Origin of the sequence: Streptomyces sudanensis, assembly GCF_023614315.1 — a bacterium.
In the GTDB taxonomy this organism is placed as follows: Bacteria; Actinomycetota; Actinomycetes; order Streptomycetales; family Streptomycetaceae; genus Streptomyces; species Streptomyces sudanensis.
In genome coordinates this window covers 829,176-844,305 of record NZ_CP095474.1, presented here as the reverse complement: position 1 = coordinate 844,305, position 15,130 = coordinate 829,176, and the positions used below count along the sequence as shown (strand labels likewise).

Here is a 15,130-nt window from a genome sequence, read left to right as displayed (position 1 = left end):
CGACGCCGCCCACGCCGTCCCCGTCCCCCCCGTCCCCGAGCGCCAGCGAGTCCGGCGGCGGGCCGAGCACGGAGCCGGGCCCGGACGGCGGCGGCCGGGACGCGGCCGCCGGGCAGTAGCCCGCGCGGACGGAGCGGACGGATGAGGGGGGCGGCCCGCACGGCCGCCCCCCTCATCCGCAACCGGTCCCCGAGCCGCGGCGCCTCAGCCCCGCGTCGGCAGCTCGAACCAGACGACCTTGCCGGTCGACAGCCGCGTCGCGCCCCACCGGCGCGCCAGCCGGTTGACCAGGAACAGGCCGCGCCCGCCCTCGTCGGTGTCCCGCGCCCGGCGCTGCCGCGGCAGCTGGGGCGAGTCGTCGCCGACCTCGCAGCGCAGCACCTCCGTCCGCAGCAGCCGCAGCGTCACCGGCCGCGACGCGTACCGGACGGCGTTCGTCACCACCTCGCTGACCAGCAGCTCCACCGAGTCGGTCAGCTCCTCCAGGTCCCAGCGCTCCAGCGCCCTGCGGGCCAGCCGGCGCGCCCGTCCCGGCGCGGCGTCCTCCGGGTCCAGGTACCAGTACGCCACGTCGCTCGGCGTTATCCCGTCGAACCGGGCCGCCAGCAGCGCGATGTCGTCGTCCCGGTCGCCGGGCCCGAGCATGTCGAGGACGTCGTCGCAGAGCGCCTCCAGCGGCGGCGGATGGTCCAGGCCCGTCAGCCGCGCGGTGGCCGCGAGTCGCTCGCGCAACTGCTCGATCCCGGTCCACACGTCCCGCAGCCGCGACTCGACGAGCCCATCGGTGTACAGCAGCAGCGTCGCGCCCGCCGGGGCGCCGAGCTCCACGGCCTCGAAGTCCACGCCGCCCACGCCGATCGGCGCGCCCGACGGGACCCGCAGCACCTCCGCCCGGCCGCCGAGGTGCAGCAGCACCGGCGGCGGATGGCCGGCGTTGGCGACGGTGATGCGGTGCGCGACCGGGTCGTACACCGCGTACAGGCAGGTCGCCATGCGGTTCTCGCCGAGCCGCTGCGCCTGCTCGTCCAGGTGGTGCAGCACCTCCTGCGGCGGCAGGTCCAGACCGGCGAGGGTCTGCGCCGTGGTCCGCAGCTGCCCCATGATCGCGGCCGAGGTCATGGAGTGGCCCATGACGTCGCCCACGACGAGGGCGACCCGGCTGCCCGGCAGCGGGATCGCGTCGTACCAGTCGCCGCCGACCCGCGCGGTCTCGGCGGCCGGCAGGTAGCGGGACGCCAGCCGTACGCCGGTCGGCTGCGGCAGGTTCTCCGGGAGCATCGTCCGCTGCAGCTCGTCCGCGATGTACGCCTCGCGCCCGTACAGCACCGCCTTGTCGATGCCGAGCGCCGTGTGCGTCGCCAACTGCGCCGCGACCAGCAGGTCGTTCGGTTCGAAGGGGACGCGGTCCGGGTTGCGCAGGAACACCGCGGCGCCGGTCACCCGGCGGCGGCCCCGCAGCGGCGCGAGGATCGCCCGGTCCCCGGGAGGCGCGCAGCGCCCCTCGCCGAGCAGCTCCGGCAGCGCCGCCCGGGCGGCCTCGGAGTCGCCGGACACCGGCCGCACCCCGCGCAGCACCTCCGCGAGGGGCCCGCCGGGGCGGACCCGGCACAGCTTGGCGGCCGCGCCCTGCTCGACGTCCGGCAGCACGGCCGGCCCGGCCGTGAGCAGCCCCAGGTCACCGGGGTCCTCCCCCGCTAAACGCAGCCGGTCCGTGCGGCGCAGCCGCAGCACGAACGGTTCCGCCGGCCGCTCGTCACCGACCGGCAGCGGGTCGCGCAGGTACACCAGGATCGCGTCGGCGAACGTCGGCACGGTGGCCCGGCACAGGCCCAGCACGATCTCGTCCAGGTCGATGCCGCGGGCGATCCGCCGCGTCGCGGCGCCCACGAACCGCAGCCGGTCGCCCTCCCGGCGGGCGGTCCCCACCGGGTCCGGCGCCCCGGAGGCGCCCGCCGGGGCGCCGTCCGCCGTACCGTCGGCCACCGCCTCCTCCGCCCGCCCCCGGCCGGTGCCGGAACGTTCTGGCCCGGTGTCCGCGCATGTCCTCGCCCGCGCCTCGCCGGGCGGGTCCCCGGGCCCCGCCGCCGCGCGGACCGCGTCCGCGGCGCGGGCGGCGCGGGACACCTCGAGGGCCGCGTTCGCGGTGCGCGAGCCGTCCGGGGAGTCCGCCGGGGCCGGCGGACCCGGCTGGGAGGGCACGGGGGCGCCGGGGAGGACCCTGCCGCGCGCGACCACGAGGGGGTCCTCGGCGGGCTCGGAGGCCTCCTGCCGGGGCCGGGTGCGTTCCTGAGACCGGGCAGCGAGCGGCTGCCGGCCTTCGTGGGAGGTGGGATGCTCCGTCACGCGTGGGATTCCGTCCGTCCGGGCCGGTTGGGCGATGCAATCGCTCTGTCGGGCGCTGTACCCGCCCCGAGCGCGGCGTCGACGGGGGGCGACGGACCCGTGCGCGCCTCGGGCACGGCTCCACCCCCTCGTAGATGACTCGCAGTCAGTTCTTCTCCGGTGCCCGGCCGTTGCCGCAACATGGCCGGGCCGACCGTCCGGCGGAGGACGATCCTACGGTTACCCCCCGGGGACGTATCAAGAGTCTCACGGCGCCGCGTGGCCCGGACCGCGGTCCCAGTCGGCCGGCAGCTCCGGGACCGTCCAGCGGGGGTCCGGGCGCCAGTGCTCCCACCCGTCCGCGAAGGGCGCGCCCCACGCCCGGACCACCTCGACGGCGGCCTCGCCCGCCTGCCGTATCCGCCGGGCCTGCGCGGCGTCCACGAGCCCGGCGCGCTGCGCCTGGGCGAACTCGTCCTCGTCCCGCCACAGCCAACTGCGGTCCGGGTAGACGGAGATGTCGAGGAAGTGGTCCTCGGAGTCGACGCCGCCGGACCACCGCACCCGGGGCGCCTCCAGGTTGACGTACCAGCTGCGGAACTCCCAGCCGTCCGCCCAGAACAGCCACACCGACCACGGGTCGGCCGGGCGGGCCAGCTTCAGCACGCCCGTGCCGGACCAGCGGGTGCGCGTGGTGGTGCGCGGCGCGGTGTAGCGGGTGGCGAGCGGCTCCTCGTGCACGGGCGTGCCGTCGGCCAGGACGGGCTTGACGCACTCGGTGCCCGGCGCCATCCAGACGGCGAGCAGGTCGGGGGTGTCCTGGACGACGGTCACCGGGCGGCAGATGTGGACGTGCCCCCCGCCGTTGTCCCGGTACCGCCACAGGATCCGGTCGCCCGGCGCCCAGCGCGGGCCGCCGCCCGCCCCGTCCGCCGGCGCCCGGCCCGCCGGCACCTCTCCCGTCCCCCGCGCCGAACCCGTCGTCTCCGCTGTCATGAACAGATCTTAGGTCCGCGCGGGGGCGCGCGTCCGCGATCCCGGTCACGGGGGCGGCCGGCCCGGGCGCCNNGGCNGNGNGCGGGCGNCNNCAGATGTAGGGGAGCGTCAGGGGCGGGTCATCCGCAGGACGTCGAGCGCCTCGTCGAGCTGCTCGAGCGTCAGGTCGCCCCGCTCCACGTACCCCGACTCCAGGACCACCTCGCGGATCGTCTTCCGCTCGGCCAGCGACCGCTTGGCGACCTTCGCCGCCTCCTCGTACCCGATGTACCGGTTGAGCGGCGTCACCACGGACGGCGACGACTCGGCGTACTCGCGGGCCCGCTCGGCGTTGGCGGTGATCCCGTCGACCGTGCGGTCCGCGAGGAGCCGGGAGGCGTTGGCGAGCAGCCGGACCGACTCCAGCAGGTTCTTCGCCATGACCGGGAGCATCACGTTGAGCTCGAAGTTCCCGGCCGCGCCGGCCGCCGCCACCGTGGCGTCGTTGCCGACGACCTGCGCGGCGACCATCAGGACCGCCTCCGGGACCACCGGGTTCACCTTGCCGGGCATGATGGACGAACCGGGCTGGAGGTCCGGCAGGTTGATCTCGGCCAGGCCGGTGCGCGGCCCCGACGCCATCCACCGCAGGTCGTTCGCGATCTTGGTGAGGGAGACCGCGATCGTGCGGAGCTGCCCCGACGCCTCGACCAGCCCGTCCCGCGCCCCCTGCGCCTCGAAGTGGTCGCGGGCCTCGGTCAGCGGCAGCCCGGTGTCCCGCGCCACCTCGGCGATGACGGCGGCCGCGAAACCGGGCGGGGTGTTGATGCCGGTGCCGACCGCCGTGCCGCCCAGCGGCAGCTCCGCGAGGCGCGGCAGCGCGGCCCGCAGCCGCTCCACCCCGTACCGCACCTGCGCCGCGTAGCCGCCGAACTCCTGGCCGAGCGTCACCGGGGTGGCGTCCATCAGGTGCGTCCGGCCCGACTTGACGACCTCCGCGAACTCGGCCGACTTGCGTTCCAGGGCGGCGGCGAGGTGGTCGAGGGCCGGGATCAGGTCGCCGGTCACGGCGGCGGTCGCCGCGATGTGGATGGACGAGGGGAACACGTCGTTCGACGACTGGGACGCGTTGACGTGGTCGTTGGGGTGGACGGGGCGGCCGCCGAGCCGCTCGGCCGCGAGGGTGGCGAGGACCTCGTTCATGTTCATGTTCGACGAGGTGCCGGAACCGGTCTGGAAGACGTCCACCGGGAAGTGGTCGTCCCACCGGCCCTCCGCGACCTCCGCCGCGGCCGACCGCACCGCCTCCGCGATCTCCGGGTCCAGTACGCCCAGCTCCGCGTTCACCCTGGCCGCCGCCGCCTTGACGCGGGCCAGGGCCGCGATGTGGGCCCGCTCCAGGCGCTGCCCCGAGACGGGGAAGTTCTCCACCGCCCGCTGCGTCTGCGCCCGCCACTTGGCGTGCGCGGGGACCCGCACCTCGCCCATGGAGTCCCGCTCGATCCGGTGGCCGTCCTCGCCACCGGTCCCGCCGTGCCGCCCGCTCGTGTCCGTCATCGTCCCGACCTCCCGGAAGATCTGACCAGCCGTCTCGTCGGCCGTGTTCCCCGTGCTCCGCCGATCAGTGAAGACCGCGGCGGGCCGGACTTCCAGGAGGCACCCTGGCGCGCGCCGCACGGAACCCGGACGCGCGGCCGGACCCCGCCCGCGGACCCCGCCGCCGGCCCGGACGCCGCGGGACGCTCAAGGGCCCGGCCCGCCCCTCGGGAGCCGCGGTGCGGCAGGGGCGGGCCGGGCCCTTACGCGGCGTGCTCAGCCCAGGCCGGGGCCGCGCACCGGGATCGACGTGAACGTCGGCGCGGGCGCCGGGTCCCGGAAGAAGTCGTTGCCCTTGTCGTCCACCACGACGAACGCCGGGAAGTCCTCGACCTCGATCCTCCAGACCGCCTCCATGCCGAGCTCCTCGTACTCGACGACCTCGACCTTCTTGATGCAGTCCTGCGCCAGCCGCGCCGCCGGGCCGCCGATGGAGCCCAGGTAGAAGCCGCCGTGCGCGGCGCACGCGTCGGTCACCGCCTGCGAGCGGTTGCCCTTGGCCAGCATGACCTTCGAGCCGCCCGCCGCCTGGAACTGCTCCACGTACGAGTCCATCCGCCCGGCCGTCGTCGGGCCGAACGACCCGGAGGCGTACCCCTCGGGCGTCTTGGCCGGACCGGCGTAGTACACCGGGTGGTCCTTGAGGTACTGCGGCATCTCCTCGCCCGCGTCGAGCCGCTCCTTGATCTTGGCGTGCGCGATGTCGCGCGCCACGACCAGCGGGCCGGTCAGCGACAGGCGGGTCTTGACCGGGTACTTGGTCAGCTCGGCGAGGATGTCGTCCATCGGCTGGTTGAGGTCGATCCTCACGACGTCGCCCTCGTCGAGGTGCTCGTCCGTCGTGTCGGGCAGGAAGCGCGCCGGGTCGGTCTCCAGCTGCTCCAGGAAGACGCCCTCGGCGGTGATCTTCGCGACGGCCTGGCGGTCGGCCGAGCAGGACACCGCGATCGCGACCGGGCAGGACGCGCCGTGCCGCGGCAGGCGCACCACCCGCACGTCGTGGCAGAAGTACTTGCCGCCGAACTGCGCGCCGATGCCGATCCGCTGCGTCAGCTCGAAGACCTTCTCCTCCAGCTCCCGGTCGCGGAAGCCGTGGCCGAGGACCGAGCCCTTGTCGGGCAGCTCGTCCAGGTAGTGCGCGGAGGCGTACTTGGCGGTCTTCAGGGCGTACTCGGCGGAGGTGCCGCCGACGACGATCGCCAGGTGGTACGGCGGGCAGGCGGCCGTGCCCAGCGAGCGGATCTTCTCCTCCAGGAACCTCATCATGGAGGTCTCGTTCAGGACGGCCTTGGTCTCCTGGTACAGGAAGGACTTGTTGGCGGAGCCGCCGCCCTTCGCCATGAAGAGGAACTTGTACGCGTCGCCGTCCGTCGCGTACAGCTCGATCTGCGCGGGGAGGTTGGAGCCGGTGTTCCTCTCCTCCCACATCGTCAGCGGCGCCATCTGCGAGTACCGCAGGTTGAGCCTGGTGTAGGCGTCGAAGACGCCGCGCGACAGGGCCTCCTCGTCGCGGCCCTCGGTCAGCACGTTCTGGCCGCGCTTGCCCATGACGATCGCGGTGCCCGTGTCCTGGCACATCGGCAGGACGCCGGCGGCGGCGATGTTGGCGTTCTTCAGCAGGTCCAGCGCCACGAACTTGTCGTTCGCCGACGCCTCCGGGTCGTCGACGATCTTCCGGAGCTGCGCGAGGTGCGCGGGGCGCAGGTAGTGCTGGATGTCGTGGACGGCCTCCTCGGCCAGCCTGCGCAGCGCCTCCGGTTCCACCTTGAGGAACGTCCGCCCGCCGGCCTCGAAGGTGGACACGCCCTCGGAGGTCACCAGGCGGTAGGGCGTGGTGTCCTCTCCCAGCGGGAGCAGATCGGAGTACGCAAACTCGGGCATGACGGCCATTCCTCACTCGGCAGACAGCGGCGCGGCCTCCCTTGGCGACGCGCCACCAGCCTAGAACGTCGGCGGGCGCCCCGGCCCGTGGGGTGAGGCCCGTCCCTCCCTGGCCGCCGTCCGGCGTGTTTCGTTAGGCTGAGGCCGTGGAGCCCGAAGAGCAGTTCCGGAAGCAGCCCGACCTCCGCGCCCCGCGGCCCGCCCCGGCGATGCGCGCGTCGGACGCCGACCGCGACCGGATCGCCGACATCCTGCGGGACGCGCTGGCCGAGGGGCGCATCGACGCCCAGGAGCACGAGGAGCGCGTCGACGCGGTGTACCGCGCGAAGACCCTCGCCGAACTGGAGCCGCTCGTCGGCGACCTGCCCGCCGTGCCGTCCCCCGCGCCCGCCGCCGGGCCCCGCGCCGAGGTGGCGTACGGCGCGGACGACACGGGCGGCGCGGGGGAGCGGCTGATCGCCGTGTTCTCCGGCAACACCCGCCGGGGCCACTGGCGCGTCGCGCCCCGGATCACGGCGTTCTCCCTGTTCGGGAACATCGAGATCGACCTCACCGAGGCCACCTTCGCGCAGCGCCTCACCACCATCGACGCCGTCTCCGTCTTCGGCAGCGTCGAGGTCCGCGTCCCCGAGAACGTCTCCCTGCGGGGCAACGGCACGGGCGTCTTCGGCAACTTCGAGGTGCGGGCGGTGGAGACCGCCGACCCGGAGGCGCCGGTCGTGGTGGTCAACGGCTACTCGGTCTTCGGCAGCGTCGAGGCCCGCCCCCGGCGCGGCAAGCGCGTCGCCGACCTCCTCCACGAAAAGCTCCGCAAGCACCTCGGCCACTGACGGCGGACGGCCCCGGAACACCTCCGCCGGCCGTCGTCTTTCGGCCATGGTCCGGTCCGCGCTCTGGAAGTACGTGCGACGCAGTGCATAGGCGTGCGTACAGCGGGTAGGGCTTGCTGCATCGTCTCTCTCTCCCGCGTAAGCCGTCGTCAGGAGTAGACCGTGCTGCAACTGCCGCATCAGCCCCTCCAGGTCGCCGCCGTCCCGTCCCAGCGCGTTCCGGCGCGGCAGGACGAGGCGGGGCCCTGGCACACGGAGGCGGTGTGCCGCCGCGACGAGGCGGGGCTCTTCTTCGCCCCGTCGAAGGAGCCCACGGCCGCGCGGCTCGCCCGCGAGGAGGCCGCCAAGCAGGTCTGCGCCCGCTGCCCCGTGATGGTCGACTGCCGCGAGCACGCCCTGCTCCAGCCCGAGCCGTACGGCGTGTGGGGCGGCCTGACCGCCGCCGAGCGCCGGGTGGTGCTGGCCCGCCGCCGGCGCCGCGAGGTGGAGCTGAAGAAGGCCGCGTCGGCCGACCGGCGGATCGCCGCCGCCGGCTGACGCGACCGGGCGACGGCGCGGCGGACCGCGCGGCACGGACCGCACGGGAAGGGGCGCTCCCCGCACGGGGGAGCGCCCCTTCTCCGTACCGCCGCCGGCCCGGCCCTCCGGCGGCTACTTCGCCCGGTCGAAGTCGATCGTGCTGTACGCGCGCAGCTTCGACAGCCGGTGCGTCGAGTCGATCTGCCGGATCGTGCCGGACTTGGAGCGCATCACGAGCGACGAGGTCGTCGCCGTCTCGGAGCGGTAGCGGACGCCGCGCAGCAGCTCGCCGTCGGTGATGCCGGTCGCCACGAAGAAGACGTTGTCGCCGCGGACCAGGTCCTCCGTGGACAGCACCCGGTCCAGGTCGTGGCCCGCGTCCAGGGCGCGCTGCCGCTCCGCCTCGTCCTTCGGCCACAGCTTGCCCTGGATGGTGCCGCCCAGGCACTTGATGGCGCAGGCGCTGATGATCCCCTCGGGCGTGCCGCCGATGCCCATCAGCATGTCGACGCCGGTGCCGTCGCGGACCGCCATGATGGAGCCGGCCACGTCGCCGTCCGAGATGAACTTGATCCGGGCGCCCGTCTCGCGGATCTCCCGGACGATGCCCTCGTGGCGCGGCCGGTCCAGGATGACGACGGTGACGTCCTCGGGCGAGGAGTTCTTCGCCTTGGCGACGCGGCGGATGTTCACCGCCACGGGCGCGTCGATGTCCACGAAGTCCGCCGCGTCCGGACCGGTGACCAGCTTGTCCATGTAGAACACCGCGGACGGGTCGAACATGGCGCCCCGGTCGGCGGCGGCCAGCACGGCGATCGCGTTGGGCATGCCCTTCGCGGTGAGCGTGGTCCCGTCGATCGGGTCCACGGCGATGTCGCACTCGGCGCCGGTGCCGTCGCCGATCCGCTCGCCGTTGAACAGCATCGGGGCCTCGTCCTTCTCGCCCTCGCCGATGACCACGACGCCGTTCATCGACACGGTGGAGACGAGGGTGCGCATGGCGCGCACGGCCGCGCCGTCGGCGCCGTTCTTGTCACCCCGGCCGACCCAGCGGCCCGCCGCCATCGCGGCGGCCTCGGTGACCCGGACCAGTTCCAGGGCGAGGTTGCGGTCGGGAGCCTCGGGGGAGACCACGAGCTCGGACGGCAGATGATGCTCGGTCATCGGAGCGCACCTTTCTGTACGGCGACGGCCGGTGGTGAAGACGGTGCTGTGACTCTATCGGTACGTCGACAAACTGAGCAGAGGGGCCCACGTATGAGCGCGGGGCCCGGGTGCGACCATGGGGGGGTGGCAGGTATGCGAGGCAAGCAGACAGTGCGCGGGATGTTCCAGTCGATGACGGTGATCTGCGCCGCGGCGGGAGTCATCTACCTCTTCGTCCCGCACGACGACACGGCGGACCCGCTGAAGCCGGTCGACTACCGCGTCGAGCTGGTGACGGCCCAGCGCGCCGCGCCCTACCCGGTCGCCGCCCCGCGGGGCCTGGGCGAGGGCTGGCGGCCGACGTCCGTCTCGTACGACCGCCGGGAGGCCGACGCCTGGCACCTGGGCTTCCTGACGCCGGAGCGCGAGTACGTGGCCGTGGAGCAGTCCACCGAGTCCCCGGTGAGGTACGTCACCGACGTCACCCACGACGCGCGGGACACCGGCCGGGTGCAGCAGGTCGCCGGGCGGGCCTGGGAGCGCTGGGAGGGCCCCAAGTACGACGCCCTGGTGCTGCGCGGGAAGGGCGTGACGACGGTGGTCACCGGCACGGCGTCCTTCGAGCGGCTGGGGCAGATGGCCGCGGCGCTCAGGACGGAGCGGGGCTGAACCGGGGCGCGGCGCCCGGCCGGCGGGCGCCGCGCCGGTCCGGCTAGCGGCCGGCCGCGGCCATCGCCGCGCCCACGATGCCGGCGTTGTTCTGCAGCCGTGCCGGGACGACCTCCGCCCGCACGCCGTCGAGCAGCGGCAGGAACCTCTCGGCCTTGCGGCTCACTCCGCCGCCCACGACGAACAGCTCCGGCGAGAAGAGCATCTCCAGGTGGGCGAGGTACTCCCGCACCCGGTCCGCCCACTCCGGCCACTCGAGGTCCTCGTCCTCCTTGGCCTTCGTCGAGGCGTGCTTCTCCGCCTCCCGGCCGTTCAGTTCGAGGTGGCCCAGCTCGGTGTTGGGCACCAGGCGGCCGTCGACGAAGAGGGCGCTGCCGATGCCCGTGCCGAACGTCAGCATGATCACCGTGCCGGTGCGGCCCCGGCCCGCGCCGTGCGTCATCTCGGCGACGCCCGCCGCGTCCGCGTCGTTCAGCACCGTCACCGGCAGCCCGCCGAGGCGTTCGCCCAGCAGCACCGCGGCGTCCACGCCGATCCAGCCCTTGTCGACGTTGGCGGCCGTGCGGATCGTCGAGCCCGTCACCACGCCGGGGAACGTCACCCCGACCGGCCCCGACCAGCCGAAGTGCGCCACCACCTCCGCGACGCGGCCCGCGACGTCGGACGGCGTCGCGGGCCGCGGGGTCAGTACCTTGTGGCGGGGCCCGGCCAGATCGCCGCGCTCCAGGTCCACGGGAGCGCCCTTGATCCCCGACCCGCCGATGTCCACTCCGAAGACGTTCATGGACACCACGTTACGGCGAGGCGGCGGCACGCACCGCGAGGACCGCGGGACCGGAGGACCGGAGGGCCGGGGCGGCCCTCAGCCCTCCGCCAGCGCGGCGGCCTCGGCGCGCAGGTCGCGGCGCAGCTCCTTCGGCAGCGAGAAGGTGATGGTCTCCTCCGCCGTCCTCACGATCTCCACGTCCTCGAAGCCGCGCTGCGCCAGCCACTCCAGGACGCCCTCGACCAGCACCTCGGGCACCGACGCGCCGGACGTGACGCCGACCGTCGACACGCCCTCCAGCCACTCCTCCTCGATCTCGTCGGCGAAGTCGACCAGGTACGCCGCGCGGGCGCCGGCCAGCTCCGCGACCTCGACGAGGCGCTTGGAGTTCGACGAGTTGCGCGAGCCGACGACGATCACCAGGTCCGATTCGGCGCCCATCTGCTTCACGGCGAGCTGGCGGTTCTGCGTGGCGTAGCAGATGTCGTCGCTCGGCGGGGAGACCAGCAGCGGGAACTTCTCCTTCAGCGCGTCGACCGTCTCCATCGTCTCGTCGACCGACAGCGTGGTCTGCGACAGCCAGACGACCCTGGAGGGGTCGCGCACCTCGACCTTCGCCACGTCGCCGGGGCCGTCGACCAGCTGGATGTGGTCGGGGGCCTCGCCGGAGGTGCCGATGACCTCCTCGTGCCCCTCGTGGCCGATGAGGAGGATGTCGTAGTCCTCCTGGGCGAACCGCACGGCCTCCTTGTGGACCTTGGTGACCAGCGGGCAGGTCGCGTCGATGGTCGCGAGCTTCCGCTCGGCCGCCTCCTCGTGGACGACCGGGGCGACGCCGTGCGCGGAGAACATCACGATGGAGCCCTCGGGCACCTCCTGCGTCTCCTCGACGAAGATCGCGCCCTTCTTCTCCAGGGTCTGCACGACGTACTTGTTGTGGACGATCTCGTGCCGCACGTAGATCGGCGCGCCGTACTGCTCCAGGGCCTTCTCGACGGCGATCACGGCGCGGTCCACGCCCGCGCAGTAGCCGCGCGGAGCGGCGAGGAGGACCCGGCGGGCGGGGGGCGTAGGAGTCATGCCCCCATCGTAAGGGCGTGCGGACCGGCCGGAGATCCCCGCGGGCGGGCGCCGCGGGGAGCGCCGCGAGGGGGAGGCGGGACCTCCCCGCGGGCGGGCGCGGCGGGTTGTCGGCGGCGGCGCGTACGCTCCCGGTATGCCACTGACTACGTCCGCCGAAGCCCCGCTGCCCGTCGGCCAGGTGTCCCGGCTCATCGGGGGGTGGGTCGACCGGCTCGGCGCCGTCTGGGTCGAGGGCCAGATCACGCAGTTGTCGCGGCGGCCCGGCGCCGGGGTGGTGTTCATGACGCTGCGCGACCCCTCGCAGGACGTCTCGGTGAGCGTGACGTGCTACCGGCAGGTGTTCGACGCGGTCGCCGACGTCGTGTCCGAGGGCGCGCGGGTCGTGGTGCACGCCAAGCCGGAGTGGTACGCGCCGCGCGGCCAGTTGTCGCTGCGGGCCGCGGAGGTGCGGCCTGTCGGCGTCGGGGAGCTGCTGGCGAGGCTGGAGCAGCTGAAGCGGTCGCTGGCCGCGGAGGGGCTGTTCGCGGCGGAGCTCAAGCGCCCGCTGCCGTTCCTGCCGCGGCTGGTCGGCCTGGTGTGCGGCCGGGCGTCGGCCGCGGAGCGGGACGTGCTGGAGGTGGCGCGGCGCCGCTGGCCGGCGGTCCGCTTCGAGGTGCGCAACGTCGCGGTGCAGGGCGTCCACGCGGTGCCGCAGGTGGTGCGGGCGGTGCGGGAGCTGGACGGCGTGGAGGAGGTCGACGTGATCGTCGTCGCGCGCGGCGGCGGCAGCGTCGAGGACCTGCTGCCGTTCTCCGACGAGCAGCTCGTACGGGCGGTCGCCGAGTGCCGTACGCCGGTGGTCTCCGCGATCGGGCACGAACCGGACTCGCCGCTGCTGGACCTGGTCGCCGACCTGCGGGCGGCGACGCCGACGGACGCGGCGAAGAAGGTCGTCCCGGACGTGCGGGAGGAGCTGGAGCGGGTACGCCTGCTGCGGGACCGGGCGCTGCGCGGCGTACGGGGGCTGCTGGAGCGGGAGGAGCGGGGCCTGGCGCACGCGCTGGCCCGGCCGGTGATGGAGCATCCGCTGCGGATGGTCGAGGAGCGCCGGGAGCAGGTCGAGGCGCTGCTGGCGCGGAGCCGGCGGGTGCTGGGGCACCTGCTGGACCGGGCCGACTCGGAGCTGGTCCACACCCGTGCGCGGGTGGTGGCGCTGTCGCCGGCGGCCACCCTGGAGCGGGGGTACGCCGTGCTCCAGCGGCCGGACGGCGCGGTGGTGCGCTCGCCGGACGAGGTGGGGCCGGGCGAGGAGCTGCGGGCGCGGGTCGCGGCCGGCGAGTTCGCGGTGCGGCGCGCGGACGACGGCGGTGTCGGACCCCGGCCGTAGGGTGGAGCGCATGGCGAGGGCACAGGACACGACTGCGGAGACGGCTGTGGAGACGGCGGACGGGGCGGCGCCGGCGGCGGGCGGCGCGGTGATCGGGTACGAGCAGGCGCGTGACGAGCTGGTCGACGTGGTGCGCCGCCTGGAGGCGGGCGGGACGACGCTGGAGGAGGCGCTGGCGCTCTGGGAGCGCGGCGAGGAACTGGCGAGGGTCTGCCGTCACTGGCTGGAGGGCGCCAGGGCGCGGCTGGACGCGGCGCTCGCCCGGGAGGGAGGGGGCGCCGACGGGGAGGACGGCGCGCCGGACGGGGACCGGGAGCGGTGAGAGAGGGGTCACCCTCCGCACTTAGTTGAAGTTTCATCTATTCCGGCGTACGGTGGAGGCCGTCGCCCGGCGCTCCGCCGTGCGGCTTCCCGACCCCGTACACCGGAAGGCGCCTCCCATGTCGCTCGCCCTCGACCCCGCCGCCCAGGACCTGCTCTTCCGCGAGGCCCGCACGGCCAACACGTTCACCGACGAGCCGGTGACCGAGGAGCAGATCCGGGCGATCTACGACCTGGTCAAGTACGGCCCGACCGCGTTCAACCAGACGCCGCTGCGCATCGTCCTCGTCCGCTCGGCCGAGGCCCGCGAGCGCCTGCTCCCGCTGATGGCCGAGGGCAACCGGGCCAAGACGGCCACCGCCCCGCTCGTCGCGATCCTCGCCGCCGACAACGAGTTCCACGAGGAGCTCCCGAAGCTCTTCCCCGCGTTCCCCCAGGCCAAGGACGCCTTCTTCGCCGAGCGCCCGGTCCGCGAGTCGAACGCCGCCATGAACGCCGCCCTCCAGGCCGGCTACTTCATCGTCGGCGTGCGCGCGGCGGGCCTCGCGGCCGGCCCGATGACCGGCTTCGACTTCGCGGGCGTCCAGAAGGAGTTCCTGGACGGGGACCACACGCCGCTGATGATCGTCAACATCGGCAAGCCCGGCGACGACGCCTGGCACCCGCGCTCCCCGCGCCTGGAGTACGACGAGGTCGTCACCACCGTCTGACCCCTCCCGCGGCCACGGACCGGCGGCCCCGCGGCACCACCCCCCTGGTGCCGCGGGGCCGCCTTTTGCGTTCCCGGTGGTGGAGGTGCCGCCTCCGGCGTCCCTGGTGGTGCTGGCGTGCTCGCCTTCCGCGTTCCCGGTGGTGGAGGGCTTCTTCCGCGCTTCCGGTGGTCGGGGGCGTATCCGCCTTCCGCGTTCCCGGTGGTCGGGGGCGTATCCGCCTTCCGCGCTTCCGGTGATCGGAGCATGCCTTCCCTGTGTGCCCGGCCAGGAATGACCGCCCGCCTCCCGCGCCCCGGCGGAAGAAGGGGCGGTGGGAGACGGGGCGGCGGGAGAAGAGGAGGCGGGAGAAGAAGTGGCGGGAGAAGAAGTGGCGGGAGAAGAGGCGGCGGGGGAGCGGTGTACGGGCTCAGGGCCGCCGCTGGGCCGCCGCCCGGGCGACCGCCTGACGGCGCCGCTCCATCAGCCGGACCTTCCGCACGCAGGTGATGACCCCGGCCACCAGCGTCCCGCCGTACAGCCACCCGGCGTGTACGGCGAGGGCGGTCACCAGGGCCATCGCGTGGCCGCCCGCCCCGCCCTCCCCGCCCGCGATCGGGATCACCCCGACGGCGAACGCGATGGGTACGCCGATCGGCGCCGAGACCAGGTCGGCGCCCCGCACCCAGAGCGCGGTCGCCGCGCTGACCGGCAGGAACAGCAGCCCGTACACGAGCGGCGAACCGTCGAACAGCAAGCCGTCGAGGCACCCGACGAGCAGCATGGCGACAGCCGCGAAGAGGCCCCCGCCGAGTCCGGTGAGCCGGAACCCGAGCAGCCGCCTCGCCAGTGTGGGCACCCCTCCGCGCGCCCGGACCGCCGAGCCGGGGGCCCCGCCTTCCCGCCGCCCCGGCCGGGGCGCGGCTCCCGCGCCGCCCCGACCCGGCCGCACCCGCCTACGCGGGAC

The 15,130-nt window shown here is 74.5% G+C and carries 14 protein-coding genes; 6 read left to right on the top strand and 8 right to left on the bottom strand.

Features of this window, described 5'->3' with window-relative positions; all coding sequences use genetic code 11:
• Window positions 1–204: 204 nt before the first annotated feature.
• The 4 genes from MW084_RS03755 to MW084_RS03740 form a co-directional block, all read right to left on the bottom strand.
• Window positions 205–2,343 carry a SpoIIE family protein phosphatase gene (locus MW084_RS03755; protein ID WP_010474202.1) on the bottom strand — a complete coding sequence of 713 codons (2,139 nt, stop codon included), beginning with the start codon at window positions 2,341–2,343 and terminating at the stop codon, window positions 205–207.
• 246 nt (window positions 2,344–2,589) lie between these two features.
• Entirely contained in the window at window positions 2,590–3,318 is a 729-nt protein-coding gene (fomD, locus tag MW084_RS03750) for a cytidylyl-2-hydroxypropylphosphonate hydrolase (RefSeq protein WP_029553772.1), read from the bottom strand.
• 108 nt (window positions 3,319–3,426) lie between these two features.
• On the bottom strand, window positions 3,427–4,854 hold the full coding sequence (locus MW084_RS03745) for a class II fumarate hydratase (RefSeq protein WP_010474204.1): 1,428 nt from the start codon (window positions 4,852–4,854) through the stop codon (window positions 3,427–3,429).
• A gap of 255 nt (window positions 4,855–5,109) precedes the next feature.
• On the bottom strand, window positions 5,110–6,783 hold the full coding sequence (locus MW084_RS03740; RefSeq protein WP_029553773.1) for a fumarate hydratase: 1,674 nt from the start codon (window positions 6,781–6,783) through the stop codon (window positions 5,110–5,112).
• A 200-nt stretch (window positions 6,784–6,983) separates the two neighbouring features.
• On the opposite strand from MW084_RS03740, the gene MW084_RS03735 reads away from it, so the two are divergent.
• A complete protein-coding gene (locus tag MW084_RS03735; protein WP_050986847.1) occupies window positions 6,984–7,604 on the top strand; it encodes a DUF1707 SHOCT-like domain-containing protein in 621 nt (206 codons plus the stop codon).
• A 162-nt stretch (window positions 7,605–7,766) separates the two neighbouring features.
• Window positions 7,767–8,141, top strand: a complete 375-nt coding sequence (locus MW084_RS03730; RefSeq protein WP_010474207.1) for a WhiB family transcriptional regulator — start codon at window positions 7,767–7,769, stop codon at window positions 8,139–8,141.
• Between the two features lie 114 nt (window positions 8,142–8,255).
• On the opposite strand, the gene glpX is transcribed toward MW084_RS03730, so the two are convergent.
• Window positions 8,256–9,287 (bottom strand): class II fructose-bisphosphatase, encoded by a 1,032-nt coding sequence (glpX, locus tag MW084_RS03725; protein WP_010474208.1) that lies wholly within the window; start codon window positions 9,285–9,287, stop codon window positions 8,256–8,258.
• A gap of 135 nt (window positions 9,288–9,422) precedes the next feature.
• On the opposite strand from glpX, the gene MW084_RS03720 reads away from it, so the two are divergent.
• Window positions 9,423–9,938, top strand: a complete 516-nt coding sequence (locus MW084_RS03720; protein ID WP_276551988.1) for a DUF4245 domain-containing protein — start codon at window positions 9,423–9,425, stop codon at window positions 9,936–9,938.
• A gap of 43 nt (window positions 9,939–9,981) precedes the next feature.
• Here the strand turns inward: MW084_RS03720 and ppgK are convergent, their stop codons facing one another.
• Window positions 9,982–10,722, bottom strand: a complete 741-nt coding sequence (gene ppgK / locus MW084_RS03715; RefSeq protein ID WP_010474212.1) for a polyphosphate--glucose phosphotransferase — start codon at window positions 10,720–10,722, stop codon at window positions 9,982–9,984.
• A gap of 78 nt (window positions 10,723–10,800) precedes the next feature.
• Window positions 10,801–11,784: a 4-hydroxy-3-methylbut-2-enyl diphosphate reductase gene (locus MW084_RS03710; RefSeq protein ID WP_010474214.1), complete on the bottom strand. Its 984-nt coding sequence runs from the start codon at window positions 11,782–11,784 to the stop codon at window positions 10,801–10,803.
• A 136-nt stretch (window positions 11,785–11,920) separates the two neighbouring features.
• Here MW084_RS03710 and xseA point away from each other — a divergent pair, with 136 nt between their 5' ends.
• The 3 genes from xseA to MW084_RS03695 all read left to right on the top strand — a co-directional run bounded on the left by xseA (window position 11,921) and on the right by MW084_RS03695 (window position 14,184).
• Window positions 11,921–13,153, top strand: coding sequence for an exodeoxyribonuclease VII large subunit (xseA, locus tag MW084_RS03705; RefSeq protein ID WP_010474215.1), 1,233 nt, complete (start codon window positions 11,921–11,923; stop codon window positions 13,151–13,153).
• Between the two features lie 10 nt (window positions 13,154–13,163).
• On the top strand, window positions 13,164–13,475 hold the full coding sequence (locus tag MW084_RS03700; RefSeq protein WP_078572044.1) for an exodeoxyribonuclease VII small subunit: 312 nt from the start codon (window positions 13,164–13,166) through the stop codon (window positions 13,473–13,475).
• 118 nt (window positions 13,476–13,593) lie between these two features.
• Entirely contained in the window at window positions 13,594–14,184 is a 591-nt protein-coding gene (locus MW084_RS03695; RefSeq protein ID WP_010474217.1) for a malonic semialdehyde reductase, read from the top strand.
• A 409-nt stretch (window positions 14,185–14,593) separates the two neighbouring features.
• Here the strand turns inward: MW084_RS03695 and MW084_RS03690 are convergent, their stop codons facing one another.
• Entirely contained in the window at window positions 14,594–15,115 is a 522-nt protein-coding gene (locus tag MW084_RS03690; RefSeq protein WP_420833757.1) for a DUF6542 domain-containing protein, read from the bottom strand.
• Between the last annotated feature and the right edge of the window lie 15 nt (window positions 15,116–15,130).